Source organism: Mangrovimonas xylaniphaga, from assembly GCF_001280435.1.
Lineage (GTDB): Bacteria > Bacteroidota > Bacteroidia > Flavobacteriales > Flavobacteriaceae > Mangrovimonas_A > Mangrovimonas_A xylaniphaga.
This window is the reverse complement of sequence record NZ_LBIP01000013.1, coordinates 606351-623130: the sequence shown is the minus strand read 5'-3', so window position 1 is coordinate 623130 and position 16780 is coordinate 606351. Positions and strand designations below refer to the sequence as shown.

Genomic DNA, 16780 nt, shown 5'->3' with positions numbered 1-16780 from the left:
TTAAAATACAAATGATGAAAAATTATATAAAATATGGATTCTTCTTGGCAAGTTTGGCTTTCATGCTTTTTTCTTCATGCGATGAAGATGATACCATGGAACACGTGGTGGATCCAAAAGCCGAATTTACTTATGCAATAAGTGAATTGAATCCTTTTGAAGTGGAATTTACCAGTAATGTAAGGGATCGAAAATCTATCATATGGGATTTTGGAGATGGTACTACAGAAACGGTGTATCATCCAAACCATGTGTATGCAGAGGAAGGCGTTTACACGGTTACTTTAACTGCCTACGGAGAGGAAGGTTCTACGCCTGCTGTGGTGGAACAAATTATTACTATTGAATTATTTGACCCAACGGCCACTTTTACCTATAGCACAAGTACAAGTAATCCTTTGCAGTTGAATTTCACTAGCAGTACCACTTATGCAACTTCTTTTGCTTGGGATTTTGGTGATGGTACTATCTCTACTGAAGAAAATCCAACACACGTTTATGAAGCTTCAGGACAATATGAAGTAACCTTAACTGTGAATGGATTCCCAGATACAACACCAGCTGTGGTTACCCAAACAGTAAATGCAGGAGAAGTTCAGAATTTGCTGCAAGGGACAATCATTGGGCATCCAGGTTCATGGGATGGTGTGAATGGATTGATTGGAGATGCTTTTGATGGGGACTTGTCAACTTTTGTGGATGCTCCAAGTGAATATGCTTCTTCAGGATATGTGGGCTATGATTATGGAGAGGGCAATAAGGTTAGATTGTCCTTGATTAAATATGCGCCAAGAGATGGTTTTGGAAGTAGAATGGTAAATGCGGAATTAAGAGGTTCCAATGATCCTACTTTAACAGATTATGATGTACTGTATACCATTACGGAAGAACCTACATCAGGAACCTTGACGGAAGCTGGAATTACAGAAACTGGAACTTACAGATATGTATATTACGTAACGCCCCCAGACGGCTATTGCAATGTGGCGGAATTGGAATTTTACGGGGAATTGAATCCTTTTGATTCTGGATTGATAGATATGTCCGCTTGGATTGAACACGTGGCTAGCCCAGGCGTAACCGTAGATATTTCATCTAATACCATTAATTTTTCAGGTATTGGTGGTTGGTCAGGATCCCATATTTATCAAGAAGTATCGGTTGAGGCCGGTACTTACCAATTGAGCGGTACAATAACGGTGAATTCTGTAATCGATGAAACTTGGGCGGAGCTAATATTTAGTGACATTGAACCTCAAAATGGTCAAGATTATACACCTGGGGTTCCATATCAGGTAATTTATAGTACTTGGAATGGAAGTCCTACAGATGCTGGAACTTATAGTTTAGGGGATGCCAATGCAGGTGGAGAATATCCTGTAGATGGAATCTATACCTTCGATGCTCCTGAGACCTTTTATATCGTCATCAAGAGTGGTTCCAACCAACCTTATGATTTAACATATAACAATTTGGCTTTTGTACAACTATAATAAGTTGTTGTTGAAGAGGAGATGTGCAATTGTTAGAAATAGAAATTTTTGAATAACTAAAAAAATGCGCTTACTAAATAATATCTGGTTTGCGCATTTTTTTCAAGTTTTAGAACCGTTTTTAAAATGAAAATGAATTACAAGGCTATTGTTGGGAGGCTATTTTCATCCCGTTTAAATAGTTATAAGAGGGTTTATTTGGCAATCCTTGTTTTGGGGTCTTTGACTCCGAAGGTCAATGGGCAGTCAGTTATTATGACAACCAGTACCGAAAATCAAACTTGGAACCAATCCAAGTTGAAATTGGAACGAAACCCCTTGGTGGAGCCTTTGCTCTCGGTGGATAAAACAGATAGTATCACAACTTTTAAAGCATGGGGAACTTGTTTTAACGAACGAGGGTGGGATGCATTGAATTTGTTGACAGAACAAAAACAGAAAACCATTTTGAGCCAATTGTTTGGTCCAAATGATGATTTGCAATTTACCATGGGGCGCTTTTCCATGAATGCCAATGACTATGCCAGGGATTGGTATAGCTGTGATGAGGTGAGTGGAGATTTTCAACTGCAGTATTTCAATATAGATAGGGATAAAACAACTTTGATTCCGTTTATCAAGGCTGCTCAAGAATTCAATCCAGACCTTACATTTTGGATATCTCCTTGGTCACCGCCTTCATGGATGAAAATTAACCATTATTATTCGGTGGTGAGCAATTCAGAATTTAATGAATTGGATCCTAAATTGGACGCATTGCTTTTTGAAGGTCAGGAAACTACCTATGATAACCTGTTTCCAAGGAAATTGGCCGTCAACGATTATTTCATTCAGGATCCAAGGTACCTAAGCACCTACGCCAATTACTTCTGCAAATTTATTTCGGCTTATCAGGGAGAAGGTATTCCAATTAATATGGTCATGTTTCAAAATGAGGCTTGGAGTTACACGCCTTATCCCGGATGTGCTTGGACCCCCGAGGGAATCATTCGCTTTAATACAGAATACTTGGCTCCTGCACTTAAAGAGCAACATCCAGAGATTGAGATTTATTTGGGAACTATTAATACAAACCATTTTGAGGTAGTTGATGAGGTGCTTTCAGACCCTCGTATGCCAGAAACTATCAAAGGTTTGGGCTTTCAATGGGAAGGTGGGCAAATAATGCCGAAGCTTAGAGAGAAATACCCAAATTATAAATATGTACAGACAGAAAGTGAATGTGGTTGGGGATCTTTCGATTGGGGGGCTGCTGAACACACCTTTAATTTAATCAATCATTATTTGGGAAATGGATGTGAAGAATACACCTTTTGGAATGCCATTTTAGCTGATGATGGGGTTAGTGGTTGGGGATGGAAGCAAAATGCCTTGATTCGTGTAGATTCAAACACCAGAACGGCTACCTACACACCAGAATATTATGCCGTAAAACATTATTCCCATTATGTAACTCCGGGAAGTAAAATCATTTCGGCTAAAGAAGGTAAGGAGGATAAGTTACCAATAATGATTATTGAAACTCCAGAACAAGATAAAGTTGTTTTTGCAGGGAACTTTAATGATGAAAGCAAGGAAGTTACTGTAAAAATAGGAAAGCGTTTTTTGAATACGGTATTAGCACCACATTCCTTAAATACTTTTCAGGTAACGAAATAAGATAAAAATATAAAAACTAAAAAGTAGTGAAAAAGAATTATATCATCATATCATTATTGTTTTTGGGGATGATGTTGTCCTGTTCAAAAGAAAACAAGAAAACAGAATTTACCAAGGGGGAATTCAAGATGTGGTCACAAACCCCTCCTATGGGATGGAATAGCTGGGACTGTTATGGGCCAACTGTGGAAGAGCATGAAGTGAAAGCCAATGCCGATTATATGGCAGAAAACCTTAAAGATTATGGTTGGGAATATATCGTGGTTGATATCCGTTGGTTTGTGGAAAATGATAAAGCAGGCGGTTACAATCAAACAGATCCAAGATATGTAATTGATGAGTATGGAAGATATCAACCCGCCGAGAACCGATTTCCTTCGGCAAAGGATGGAAAAGGCTTTAAGGATTTAGCAGAATATGTCCATAATAAAGGTTTGAAGTTTGGAATCCATATTATGCGAGGGATTCCAAAAGTAGCTGTAGAGCAAAAGTTGCCAATACTTGGCACAAACGGAATTACTGCAGATCAAATTTATTCTACAGAATTGCAATGTCAATGGTTAAGGGATAATTACACTATTTTGGCAGATAAACCCGGGGCGCAGGAATATTATAATTCCATTTTTGATATGTATGCAGAATGGGGTGTTGATTTTGTGAAAGTAGATGACTTATCGCGCCCATATCATGATGGGGAAATAGAACTTATAAGAAACGCCATAGACCAATGTGGACGCCCCATGGTATTGAGCACATCTCCGGGAGAAACACCTGTAGAGGCTGCTCAACATGTTCAAAACCATGCCAACATGTGGCGTATGGTGGATGATGTTTGGGATACTTGGGGGCATCTTACCCATTTAATGGAGGTAGCTCAAAAGTGGTACCCCTATATAGGGAATGGTACTTGGCCAGATTGTGATATGATACCCCTTGGAAGGATTTCCATTAGAGGAGAACGAGGCGAAGATCGCATGACGCGGCTTAGCAAAGAGGAACAATATTCTCTAATGACCCTGTTTTCTATCTTTAAATCGCCCTTAATGTTTGGTGGTGATTTGCCAAGTAATGACGAGTTCACCTTATCACTATTAACCAATAAAGAGGTGCTGAAAATGCATCGTGAGAGTGTAGATGTAAAAGAGGTTTTTCAGCAAGATGGTACAGTAGCTATTACTTCAAAGAACCCTAAAACGTGGGAGACTTATTTGGCGCTTTTTAATATCTCTGATGACGAAAACCCAAGGGAACTTAAGGTTGGTTTGGAAGATTTGGGGTTGGTAGATGAATGTGTAGTAACAAATATGTGGACAGATGAGAATCTTGGAAGTTTCAAAGGCGAATTCAGTCAAAATTTAAAGGCTCATGCCTGTGGGTTGTTCAGTATTAAAAGTAATTAATGATGATTTTAAATGTTATGAAAAGTAAACTTAGCTTTTGGAGATTCATGTCATTGATTTTCTTGGCCAGCGTTTTAGCTTGTAATGAGAAGGCTCCTGAAAATGAAGCTTACCTATTCACCTATTTCACAGGAAATGGTCCGGGAGAAGAGGCCATTCGCTATGCGGTGAGCTTGGATGGATATCATTATCGTGCCTTAAACAATAACGAACCTATTGTAGATTCCAAAAAAATCAGTTCTACAGGCGGTGTTCGGGATCCACACATTTTAAGGGGTGCAGATGGCAAAACCTTTTATATGGTGGTAACCGATTTGTATGTGCCAGAAATGGGGTGGAACAATTATGCTTTGATTTTAATGAAATCAACAGACTTGATTCATTGGGAAAGTTCCATTATTAACATCCCTGAGACACATCCAACTGAATTTGGAAATGTAGATCGCGTATGGGCACCTCAAACGATTTATGACGAAACCAATGGAAAATACATGGTGTATTTCTCCATGAAAGAGAAAGGAAATCATCCAGACATCATTTATTATGCCTATGTCAATCAAGATTTTTCGGTTCTTGAATCGGCTCCAAAACAATTGCTTTTTAACCCAGATGGGAATGCTTGTATTGATGGTGATATCATAAAAAAGGACAATAAATTCTATCTGTTCCATAAATCGGAAAGCGGTGCCCCTGGTATTAAATTGGCAGTTTCCGATAAGCTAACAGAGGGGTATTCCTATCCAAACATGGATCGTGTAGATAAAGAGACTGACAGGGTAGAAGGTTCTGGAGTTTTTAAGCTGAATGATTCCGATGAATGGATCTTGATGTATGATGTATATGGTTCGGGAAGGTATCAATTTACCAAAAGCAAAGACCTGGAGCATTTTGAGGTGATTGATGAAGATGTCACCATGAACTTTCATCCTCGTCATGGTACCGTGATGCCAATTACAATGAATGAGTATCAAAGTTTGATAAAAAAATGGGGGAGACAAGATGATCCTTTGATGGAGGTGACCTCTTCCGACTTGAAGGCTCTAAATGTGGATATAAATGGTAAAAAAGCGAGCATTCATTTGCCTGTGAAAAGAGGTGTTAATCTTACTGCTTTTGATCCAGGATTTAAAATGTGGCCGGGATTTTCGGTAAGTCCACAAGGTCCTCAGGATTTTTCAAAGGGTGCTGTAGATTATAACATTTCTATTGAGGGGCATGATGATATAACTTATAAAGTGACGGCTTCAGAAGATCATAATCCTGTGTTGGAAGGCTATTATGCCGATCCAGATGTGCTGTATTCAGAAAAAACTGGAAAATATTATATCTATCCAACAACCGATGGGTTTGATGGATGGTCGGGTTGGTATTTCAAAACCTTTTCCTCAGATAATTTGGTGGATTGGAAAGATGAGGGAACCATTCTGGATTTAAAGGAAGATGTGAGCTGGGCGGACCGTAATGCATGGGCACCTTGTATTGTTGAAAAGAAAATAGATGGTGAATACAAATATTTCTACTACTTCACGGCAGCACAAAAAATAGGTGTGGCGGTTGCAGATAATCCTACCGGTCCTTTTGTAGATAGCGGAAAACCATTGATTGATTTCAAGCCAGAGGGTGTGGAGCACGGGCAGGAAATAGATCCTGATGTATTTACAGATCCAAAAACTGGAAAGAGCTATTTGTATTGGGGTAATGGCTATATGGCAGGAGTGGAATTGAATGAGGATATGGTGTCCATTAAAAAAGAGACGCATAAAACCTTTAAAGTCGATAATACTTATAGAGAAGGAACATATGTCATCTATCGAAATGGCACCTATTATTTTATGTGGTCTGAAGATGATACCCGTAGCCCTAATTACAAAGTTCGCTACGGCATAAGTGACTCACCTTTAGGTGAACTTCAAATTCCTGAAAATAACATTGTGATTCAGCGCGATGCTGAAACCAACATTTTTGCTACTGGACATAATTCGGCCATTCAAATTCCAGGAAAAGATGAATGGTACTTGGTGTATCACCGTTTTACCTACCCAAAAGGAGTGGCTATGGGAGGAAAAGGAGGCTTTCATCGTGAAGTATGTATCGACAAAATGGTGTTTGACGAGGACGGACTTATTGTTGAAGTGAAGCCAACGTTTAATGGAATTGATCCTATTAATTAATTTGAAATGAACAAGCCTACTGAAATAAGTTTTTATAAAAGCCAATTAGTGATTTTGGTGATGGTATTCTCTGTTTTTAAAAGTTTTGGTCAAGGAATAGAGAGGACTACCCGCCATGATATCCCATTGGATAGTATTCGTTTAAGTGACCCTGCTATTCTAGCCGATCAAAAAACTCAAACCTATTACATGACTGGAACAGGAGGAAAGTTGTGGAAGAGTAACGATTTGAACTTATGGTCTGGACCTTATGACCTAGCCGAAATAGATCAGGAGTCTTGGATGGGGCCAAACCCCATGATTTGGGCAGCTGAGTTGCATGAATATAAAAACAAATATTACTACTTCGCCACGTTTACAAACAAAGAAGTGAAGATTGATACTTTTCGGAATAATGTTATTGAACGTCGGGCTTGCCATGTTTTAGTAAGCGACAAACCTAATGGTCCATACAAACCTATGAAGGATGATGTTTACTTGCCGGCCAATATGCCAACCTTGGATGGAACGCTTTGGGTTGATAATGGGAAGCCATATCTAGTGTATTGCCATGAATGGCTTCAGAATTGGGATGGAACCATTGAAAAAAAACAATTGAAATCTGATTTAAGCGGAACCAAAGGGAAGGCTAAAATCTTATTTAAGGCGAGTGATAGTCCTTGGAGTAAAGAGCTCGATGAGAAAGGGAATCTAGTGCCTAATAAAGTAACGGATGGCCCTTGGTTGTTTAGAACACAAACAGGGAAATTAGGCATGTTATGGACTAGTTGGATTTTTGGTGACTATACCCAAGGAGTGGCCTATTCCGAAAGTGGAACTCTAGATGGCCCATGGGTGCAGGAACCTAGACCAATTACGCCTCCAAACTATGGACATGGTATGTTGTTCAGAACTTTTGAAGGAAAGTTATTAATGGCTTTACATAGCCACTGGGTAGATAAAGATGGAGAGTATGTTCGGATTCCTCGCTTGTTTGAAGTAGATGATTCAGGCGATAAGCTAGTTGTAGTAAAACCTTTTAAATAAAACGAGAAATGATAGATGAAAGAGTCAATGTAATTGGAAAGAGGTTCCAAGCATTCAAAAATATAATGGTCCTATTAATGGTCTTTTGTCAAGCTGCAGTCATGGTGGCTCAAGTGTCTTTTGGGCAATCGGAAAAATTAAAAGAGGGCTGGAAATTTACTTTAAAGGATGCTACTGAAAATGCCACAAATGATTTTGATGATAGTCATTGGCAAACGATATCTGTACCGCACGATTGGAGTGTAAAAGGACAGTTGAGTCCAACGTTGGCCAGTGCAACGGGGTATTTGCCTGGTGGTGCGGGATGGTACAGAAAGCATTTGGAAATTCCTTTAGATAAAAAAGGCGAAAAAGTCTATCTATATTTTGAAGGGGTTTATAATCGTAGTGAAGTATTTATAAATGGCCACTCATTGGGGAAACGTCCTAATGGTTATGTGTCTTTTATGTACGATGCCACACCTTTTATTAAATATGGGGGAGATAATGTTATTGCCGTTAGGGTTGATCACAGTCAATCTGCCGATTCCCGCTGGTACACGGGGTCTGGGATTTACAGGGATGCCTGGTTGGTATATGCCAATCCAGTTCATGTTTCACAATGGGGGGTGTATGCCTATCCTGAAAAATTAAATTCAGGCTATCGTTTAAATGTCGAAGTAGACTTGGAAAATGGATTGGGAACATCTCAAAGTTTGATAGTAGAAAATCAACTATTCGATTCTAAGAATAATCTAGTAGCGAAAAGTACTGGAAAATTAAAGGTCCAGCCAAATCAAACCGAAAAGCTTACAACTTCCTTGAAGGTAAAGCGGCCAAATCTTTGGTCGGTAGATACCCCAAATTTATATACCTTAAAAACTATTGTTTACAGTAATGGAAAGGTGGTGGATGAGAGTCTTACAAAAACAGGTTTTCGCGATTTTACCTTTGATTCCAATAAAGGATTTGCTCTAAATGGGAACTGGATGAAGGTGAAAGGTGTTTGTTTACATCATGATGGAGGTGTGCTTGGGGCTGCAGTCCCTAAGGCGGTTTGGAAACGAAGATTGTTGACCTTAAAAGAAATAGGTGTCAATGCCATTAGAACAAGTCATAACCCTCAGGCCCCGGACCTGTATAACTTATGTGATGAGTTGGGACTTTTGGTCTTAAACGAAGCCTTTGATGAATGGGAATTCCCTAAACGTAAATGGTTAAAGGGATGGAATAAAGGAGAGCCAGGTTTTCAAGGTTCCTATGATTTTTTCAAGGAATGGGGAGAGCGGGATTTGGCAGATATGGTGAAGCGCGATCGTAATCATGTGTCTGTTTTTGCTTGGAGTATTGGCAACGAGGTAGATTATCCTAACGATCCTTACTCGCACCCTGTTTTGGATGGCGGAAGGGATACAGGTTTTACCCAGCCTATTTTTGGAGGTTATAGAAAGGACGCGCCAGATGCCAAGCGTTTAGGAGCCATAGCCCAACAATTGGTAAAGGTTGTAAAAGAATATGATCCTTCAAGACCAACCACAGCTGGTTTGGCCGGAGTAGCCATGTCCAATCAAACAGAATATCCTTTTGCTTTGGATATTGCAGGGTATAATTATACCGAAAGCTTATATGACCATGACCATGCCGAATACCCAAACAGAGTTTTGTATGGTAGTGAAAACCGTCATGATTTTTTGGCTTGGAAGGAAGTTACCTCAAGGGATTTTGTGTTTGGGCAATTTTTGTGGACGGGAATTGATTATTTAGGGGAATCTGGCGCTTGGCCTTCCCGAGGGTTTTATTCTGGTCTTTTGGATTTTGGAGGTTTCATCAAGCCAAGAGGTTATTTTAGACAGTCGTTGTGGTCTGATAGGCCAATGGCTTATTTGGGCACTTATCCTTCTCCAGGGAATAGAGAAAGAAGCCCATCCATGGATGCCTGGTCTGTATGGAATTATGAAGAGGGCCAAATGATACGTGTGGTTTGCTATACCAATGCTGCTCAGGCAGAACTTCATTTGAATGGCAAAATCGTAGGAGAAAGAAAAACATACAACAACGAGACGGGTATTATATTTTGGGATGTTCCTTTTCAAAAAGGAACCCTTGAAGTATTGGGATTGGATAACAATGGAAATCAAGTAAGCCAGTATAGAGTTCAGTCTTCTAGTCGACCTGATGCTATCAAGTTAATTTCTGGTGAAGGAAACTATAAAAAGGGAGAGCTTGCCCAATTGGTAGTGCAGGTAGTGGATAAAAATGGAATTCCTGTAATGTTATCAGACGAGGAACTTACATGTCAAATTACTGGAGATGCTAAGTTGTTAGGACTTGAAGCTAGTAATAATTCCGATATGTCTGATTATACCGATAATAAACATAGGGTTTACCACGGAAGATTGATAGCTTATGTTCAGTTGGGAAATACCAACGGCGATGTAGTAGTGAAATTTTCTTCACCGTGGCTACAATCCGGAGAGGCTAGAATTAGTGTCCAATAAATAAAAGACCGTTTTTTGTAAAACGGTCTTCAAAGCGGAAATAGAATAGAAATAAAGAATTCAATTAATACAGTTATTATACTCAAACTATGACAAGAAAACATTTTATATGGGGCTTATTCTGTTTTGTGCAGTTCGCATTTGCACAGCAGCAAAACGAATGGGAAAACCCTAATGTGATAGACCGAAACAAGGAGGAGGGGAGAGCACATTTTGTGGTTGCTGATGCGAAAGATTCCAATAGTTCTTCCTATGTGAAAAGTTTAAATGGGAATTGGAAATTCAATGTGGTTAAAAACCCAGAGCAACGGCCTCTTGATTTTTTCGAACCTAATTTGAATGATACTGATTGGGGGGCTATTGAAGTGCCTTCCAATTGGGAATTACAAGGGTATGACATTCCTATTTATACCAATGTTGCTTATCCGTTTCCAAAGAATCCGCCTTTTATTTATGGCGATTACAATCCCGTAGGATCCTACCGAAAGACCTTTACCATTCCAAAGGATTGGAAGGGGAAAGAGATCATGTTGAATTTTGAATCTATTTCAGGGTATGCAAGAATTTACTTGAACGGAGAGGAAGTTGGGGTGACCAAGGCTTCAAAAACTTCAGCAGAGTTTAATATTACTCCGTATGTAACGTCTGGAGATAATTTGTTGGCGGTGCAGGTAATCCGCTGGCATGATGGTAGCTATTTGGAAGATCAGGACTTTTGGCGTTTGAGTGGTATTGAACGAGATGTGTATTTACAGGCATTACCGGAAGTGACGGTTTGGGACTACTTTATCAAGGCAGGTTTAAATGACACTTACACTGATGGGATTTTGGATGCTGAATTAGATTTTAGGGCTTTTGGTGATAAAAAAATAAAGAAGGGAGAGGTCTCCTTCATTTTGATTGACCAAGAAGGACAAGAAGTTTTCAGGCAGACAGAAAACCTAAAGGGTGCTAACAAGGAAATCCACTTTAAAACGGTTTTAAAAGATGTGCATCTGTGGAGTGACGAAACTCCTTATTTGTATAAGTATGATATAGTTTGGAAGCTTGGAAAGAAAGAAGAATATCGTATTTCTGGTAAAACAGGTTTTAGAAGTGTGGAGATAAAAAATGCTCAGCTTTTGGTTAACGGAAATGCCATTACAGTTCATGGAGTCAACCTTCACGAGCACCACGGAACAAAGGGACATACACCAGATGAAGCTACCATGAGACAGGATTTGGAATTGATGAAGCAACACAATGTCAATGCTATTAGAATGAGCCACTATCCTCATGATACCAGACTTTACGAGTTGTGCGATGAATATGGTTTATACGTAGTTGACGAAGCCAATATTGAAACCCATGGTATGGGGGCCACCTTACAGGGGTATTTTGATAAATCGGTGCATCCAGCCTATTTACCAGAATGGGCTCCAGCACATTTGGATCGAATAAAAAGAATGGCCGAGCGTGATAAAAATTATCCGAGTATCATTTTATGGTCATTGGGGAATGAATGTGGCAATGGCCCAGTGTTCCATGAGGGCTATAAGTGGTTGAAGGCATTTGATGATACCCGTTTTGTTCAGTTTGAACAGGCAGGGGAGGAAGACAACACAGATATTGTTTGCCCAATGTATCCGGGGATAGGTTATATGAAATCCTATGCCGCAGATACAACTAAAAAACGTCCCTTTATCATGTGTGAGTACAGTCACGCGATGGGGAACAGCAATGGAAATTTCCAAGAGTATTTTGATATTATAGACAATAGTCCGCACATGCAAGGCGGCTTCATTTGGGATTGGGTTGACCAAGGTTTGAAGGCGGAAGAAAATGGTCAGGAATATTGGGCTTATGGAGGAGATTTGGGAGGTGAAAATCTTCAGAATGATGAAAATTTCTGTGCCAATGGTCTGGTGTCGGCTGATAGGGTTGTGCATCCAGCTATTTATGAGGTAAAAAAAGTATACCAGCCTGTCAAATTTGGTTTTCAGAACGGAAAAGTCACAATATCAAATGGTTATTTCTATACCAACCTGGATCAATTTGATTTTAAGTGGGAAGTATTGAGAAATGGAGAAATTGTAAAGACAGGGACTTTTAAAATAGATGGTAAGCCCCAAGGTAAATTCATTCAAGAAATTCAATTGCCACAGGTAGACAAGGCTGCAGAATATTTTCTGAATGTTTATGCTTTAACTAGTAAGGCTTCTAGTTTGGTGCCTGCTAATTTTGAATTGGCAAGAGAGCAATTTCAGTTAGGTGCTAATGATTTCTTTGCAAACCTATCTCAAAAAAATGCACCCAAAAAGGAATTGACTTATGCCAAAAATGGGGATGTACTGACGTTTGAAACAGGAGCAGTAGAAGGAGCTTTTGATCTTAAAAAAGGAACCTTGACTTCCTATCACGAAAAGGGAGAAAAAGAAGTAATGCTAGCTTTTCCTGAACCTTATTTTTGGAGGGCTCCAACAGATAACGATTTTGGAAATGGCATGCCTGAGCGTTTAGGAGTCTGGAAGGGAGCGCATAAAATGTCTAAAGTGCTGTCTGTTGAAGTTGGAAAGCAAAACGAATTAGGATTGCCAATAACAGTAACCTATGAATTAGCGGGTGTTGAGGTACCCTACGTTGTTGCATATGTGATTTTGAATAGTGGAGATATCCAGGTATCGGCTTCCATCGATATGAACGGTAAAGAACTTCCGGAATTACCAAGATTTGGAATGCGTATGCAGCTTCCTGAAGAGTACTCCAAATTAAAGTATTATGGCCGTGGCCCATGGGAAAACTATTCCGATAGAAAAACTGCTACATTTTTAGGAAAATACAAAAGTACGCCGGAGGATGAGTTTGTGTGGGAATATATACGTCCTCAAGAAAATGGATATAAAACTGATGTCCGTTGGTTAACATTGGTAAATACGAATGGTGTGGGATTGAAAATTCAAGGGATGCAGCCACTTGGATTTAGTGCTCTGCCAGTATCTACGGAGTCCTTGGATCCGGGGAAAACCAAAGCGCAGCGTCACACTACGGATGTTCATTTTGAGGATAAGGTATATCTACATGTTGATCTAAACCAAAGAGGAGTTGGAGGCGACAATAGTTGGGGAGCCTTACCTCATGATGCATATAGATTGCTAGGAAAAACATATAGTTATTCTTTTGTACTTTCTTTGATTGAATAATGAATCTCTGGATTTAAAATTCATGAGAAATAAAAAAGCAGTTTGGTATCAAGCTGCTTTTTTTATGGTTTAATTCTTCGAAATTTGATAAAAGGGTATAACCATTGTATTGGTATCAATTAATCTATTTTTGCATATTGGAAGAGTATTTCTGAAGAAAAATGGAAATGCTTAAAGCGGCCCTTTTGCCTCCAAGGTTTCTTGCAACTCGTCATGGTTTTTCCAAAATCGCTCGTCAATCTTTTTCATGACAGATTCATACTCCGGGTGAGCTTCCAAAGCTTGTAGTGCTGGGTTCAAACTCATGAACAAAACAATCCAATATTGAAAAGAATCTTGAGTGGAAGAGGTTTTTAAATGTGTAGGGAGCTGCTGAGATACCATTCCCTAAAGATATTTTCTGCACTATTCAATTCAGTTTCCCAAGTTACCACATTGCTCTTGCGAAGAACTAATAATGTCATCATACTCCGATTGGCTGGTATAAATGGGTGTATAAGTTCCTAATTGGGCTACAAAGCTTCGGAGATGATTGCGGGATCCACAGGCTAAATTGTCATAAACTTCCAGTAAGTCGGTTTTTGAAGTATGATTGGCAAAGGTATTGATGTCATTGATGTCCAAGTCTTCAATATTGGCGCCTACTTCAATGGCTTTGCTTAAGGAAATATCGGAGATAGCGGTTAATTGATTGTAAAGTGACTGTAGTTCGCTATTTGAAAAGATGCCTACGGCATTATTGGTTACAGGATCGACAAGTTCATACTTGTTTAATAAGGATAAAACGCCATTCATGTGGGATTGCTCGCTGTTGGAAATGTTGGAAAATATACTCAGATTGTATATGTTATAGGAATAGAGATACACATCCCTTGCTAACTTTTCTTCTTCCCTCAAAAATAGCAAATCGGCCTTTTCTTGGTCGCTTAAATAAGGAGCTTCATCCTTTTCACAAGACGTAAGAAATGAAACCCCAATGACAAAAAGTAGTACAAACGTTTTCATATATAAATTTAAGAACCTTAATCCATTTCTTTGGTGACTAATGCTACATAGCAACTTTAGATTTGGGAAGATTTATATATAACGGTTCAGTTTAGGGTTGTGTTCAGCAACGTACATCTCTATAAGCCCAAATATTTCCTGTTGCCGTTCTTTTTGTTCAGAGTTTATGTCTTTAATTACATTTTTTATCAAGGAAGTATTTTGGTTATGTGGGTTTTTGGAAAGGAACTGCTTTAAGGATTTGCTTAGTATTTTATAATCATGCCATTGGCCTATGTGTTCATTGAGTGACTTTATTTGACTTCGCAGGGTAACCATTGCGTTGTTGGTATTTAATTCTTCTATAACAGCCAATATTTCCTGCATGGCTTTTAATTGAATCCGAATTTTATGAAGTTTATGTTCGTTGAAAAGCAACCCCTTGGTTTTCGCGATTTTTTTGTTCCTTTTTTTAACATTGGCCAAAGCTTGTTTTAAAACAATGTCGTCTGGAATGTTTATAATCGCTTTAAGCAACTTCGCATTCAATCTTTCCAGTTTTTGGAGCTCAAATTTTTCGAGGGACAGGGTTAGTTTCTTGCTGTAGTTTTTTTCCTGTTTTATCAAGTCCTCCGTGTATTCCGGTAAATTAATATCCTCAAATTGCTCTGTCATCAGTAGGTTTAACTGTGTTTCTCGCAACTTTCCAGCAGATTTAAATAAATTTTTAACCAATGAAAAATGCTTGGTTTTCTTCCATTTTTTATCACTTAGCATCTCGAGTAAACACCAAATGGCTTTGAGTTTTTTTATAGCCACTCTCATTTGGTGTATGGCCTCCATTTCCATACTTTCCTGCGCTTGATTAAAATACCTTTGAAAAGTGTCCGATTGGTTGTTGTAATATTGAATGAGCTTACTTTTATTCATTGCTATATTGCTGAAAGGTTGGTGAAACTTTGCCGTTACCACATTGTATGTTTAAAGATAGCTAAAGGAAACCAACTTTTGCATTTTCGAGTGGTTTTCTGGAAATGTGTAGGCAAAGCTAACTCGTGAAAGCAAAATCCTAAATTTTATGCCCTACACTAAATTTCTAACAGTTTTAAGGTAAAGGATAAGCGCATTACCCTTACAGAACGCAATTATTGAAACATTTTTAAGGAAAGCTGTAACAAAGAAATATAATTTGCGTTTGAACAAAAAAAAGAATTAAGTTGCACAACATAATTCAGTGACGTCTACCATTAATAAAGGAAAATTATGAAATACATCATTAGTTTTATTGTCCTTTTAAGCTTAACATCTACAAAATTACTCCCGGTTGAGACAGTAACAACCAATCCTGTTTGGGATGCCAAAAGTAGTGTTGAAAACTTGATTGAAAACGGAACAGTCTCTGGTGGGCCTGTAGAACTTGATTCATTAAATGAAGAGCAACTTCAAAAAGCAAAAAAAGTTCTTTGTAATATGAATTATATAGTTGAATTAACCGGAATCAATAAAGATAGATATCAAGAAGATCTTACTAAGATTGGTGTCTTCAATGGAACAAAAGAAGAATTCAAAGTTTTCTTCCCAGAATTCTTAAAAAAATACTCCGATCATTTTATTTGTCCAGAAAATAAACAACGAAATATTCGTGCGGGTTATTTTTTAAAACAAACAGCCCAACTGGGAATTTTCAGTATTTTTGATAAAATTTTCTTCGAATATGAAGAAGGTGGAGTTGATTTCAATTCCTATGAAATAGTTGATGGAAAAAAAGAAACTCTTCTGGATTTTGTAGAAAAACTCATTGCTCAAAATTATGGGGAAAAAGCACAACTTGAATACCTTGCAGAGGTCATAAGAGATGAATATGGTGCAAAAAGAGGAAGTGAGTTGAAGGAAAACTGATTTTATAACTCCTGATTAACTATTCAATTTTTTGATATTGATAATTTATTTAAAATTAGTTTAAATGTAAATGATTGTAAATTAATTGTTTAGATTGTTTTTAGTGTGATCGAATTGTATATTTGTATATAATTTAAACACTTGAAATCATGGCAATTAGATTCTCTCATAGCTGCGACCATTGCGCCAATATGGAAGCAACTCATATGTGTGCAGTGCATCATGTTAAGGTAAATCATGACTATACTTGTGATTCTTTCGATATGAAGCTGGCCTTAAAAGACGATACCAGTTGTGCAACCTGTTTGCGATTTTCAACGCCAAGTTGCCCAAATCCAACAAAAGCTGCGCCGGACATGTTGTGTTCTCATTGGGGACCAAAAAATATCGCTTAGTAAGTAGTGTTTAAAAGCCTATGGTTTGTCTCCATTAGGTTGGGATAAATTGTGCGGTTTTGCTAAATGTTTTGGTAAGTCATATACTGGAGATTCT

Annotated in this window: 12 protein-coding genes; 9 read left to right on the top strand and 3 right to left on the bottom strand. The window is 38.5% G+C overall.

Going from position 1 to position 16780, the window contains the following annotated elements; genetic code table 11:
- Positions 1-14 precede the first annotated feature (14 nt).
- The 7 genes from ZA06_RS17220 to ZA06_RS02810 all read left to right on the top strand — a co-directional run bounded on the left by ZA06_RS17220 (position 15) and on the right by ZA06_RS02810 (position 13405).
- Complete coding sequence (locus ZA06_RS17220; RefSeq protein ID WP_316931738.1) at positions 15-1493, top strand: PKD domain-containing protein; 1479 nt, start codon at positions 15-17, stop codon at positions 1491-1493.
- A 255-nt stretch (positions 1494-1748) separates the two neighbouring features.
- Positions 1749-3152, top strand: a complete 1404-nt coding sequence (locus ZA06_RS02835) for a glycoside hydrolase family 30 protein (protein ID WP_157503056.1) — start codon at positions 1749-1751, stop codon at positions 3150-3152.
- Positions 3153-3178: 26 nt separating this feature from the next.
- A complete protein-coding gene (locus ZA06_RS02830; protein WP_240472192.1) occupies positions 3179-4552 on the top strand; it encodes a glycoside hydrolase family 27 protein in 1374 nt (457 codons plus the stop codon).
- 17 nt (positions 4553-4569) lie between these two features.
- Entirely contained in the window at positions 4570-6723 is a 2154-nt protein-coding gene (locus ZA06_RS02825) for a family 43 glycosylhydrolase (RefSeq protein WP_053977033.1), read from the top strand.
- Positions 6724-6729: 6 nt separating this feature from the next.
- The gene (locus tag ZA06_RS02820) at positions 6730-7749 is read left to right on the top strand and encodes a glycoside hydrolase family 43 protein (RefSeq protein WP_240472191.1); all 1020 of its coding nucleotides are present in this window, start codon (positions 6730-6732) and stop codon (positions 7747-7749) included.
- Between the two features lie 8 nt (positions 7750-7757).
- On the top strand, positions 7758-10226 hold the full coding sequence (locus ZA06_RS02815; protein WP_082331904.1) for a sugar-binding domain-containing protein: 2469 nt from the start codon (positions 7758-7760) through the stop codon (positions 10224-10226).
- A gap of 89 nt (positions 10227-10315) precedes the next feature.
- Positions 10316-13405 carry a glycoside hydrolase family 2 TIM barrel-domain containing protein gene (locus tag ZA06_RS02810; RefSeq protein WP_053975891.1) on the top strand — a complete coding sequence of 1030 codons (3090 nt, stop codon included), beginning with the start codon at positions 10316-10318 and terminating at the stop codon, positions 13403-13405.
- Between the two features lie 171 nt (positions 13406-13576).
- Here the strand turns inward: ZA06_RS02810 and ZA06_RS02805 are convergent, their stop codons facing one another.
- From ZA06_RS02805 to ZA06_RS02795, 3 genes are all read right to left on the bottom strand, one after another.
- A complete protein-coding gene (locus tag ZA06_RS02805; protein ID WP_053975890.1) occupies positions 13577-13789 on the bottom strand; it encodes a hypothetical protein in 213 nt (70 codons plus the stop codon).
- A gap of 30 nt (positions 13790-13819) precedes the next feature.
- The gene (locus tag ZA06_RS02800; protein ID WP_053975889.1) at positions 13820-14410 is read right to left on the bottom strand and encodes a DUF2202 domain-containing protein; all 591 of its coding nucleotides are present in this window, start codon (positions 14408-14410) and stop codon (positions 13820-13822) included.
- A gap of 72 nt (positions 14411-14482) precedes the next feature.
- A complete protein-coding gene (locus tag ZA06_RS02795) occupies positions 14483-15319 on the bottom strand; it encodes a CHAD domain-containing protein (RefSeq protein ID WP_053975888.1) in 837 nt (278 codons plus the stop codon).
- Between the two features lie 333 nt (positions 15320-15652).
- Here ZA06_RS02795 and ZA06_RS02790 point away from each other — a divergent pair, with 333 nt between their 5' ends.
- A complete protein-coding gene (locus ZA06_RS02790; protein WP_053975887.1) occupies positions 15653-16288 on the top strand; it encodes a hypothetical protein in 636 nt (211 codons plus the stop codon).
- Between the two features lie 149 nt (positions 16289-16437).
- Entirely contained in the window at positions 16438-16683 is a 246-nt protein-coding gene (locus ZA06_RS16715; RefSeq protein WP_076664041.1) for a hypothetical protein, read from the top strand.
- Positions 16684-16780: the final 97 nt, after the last annotated feature.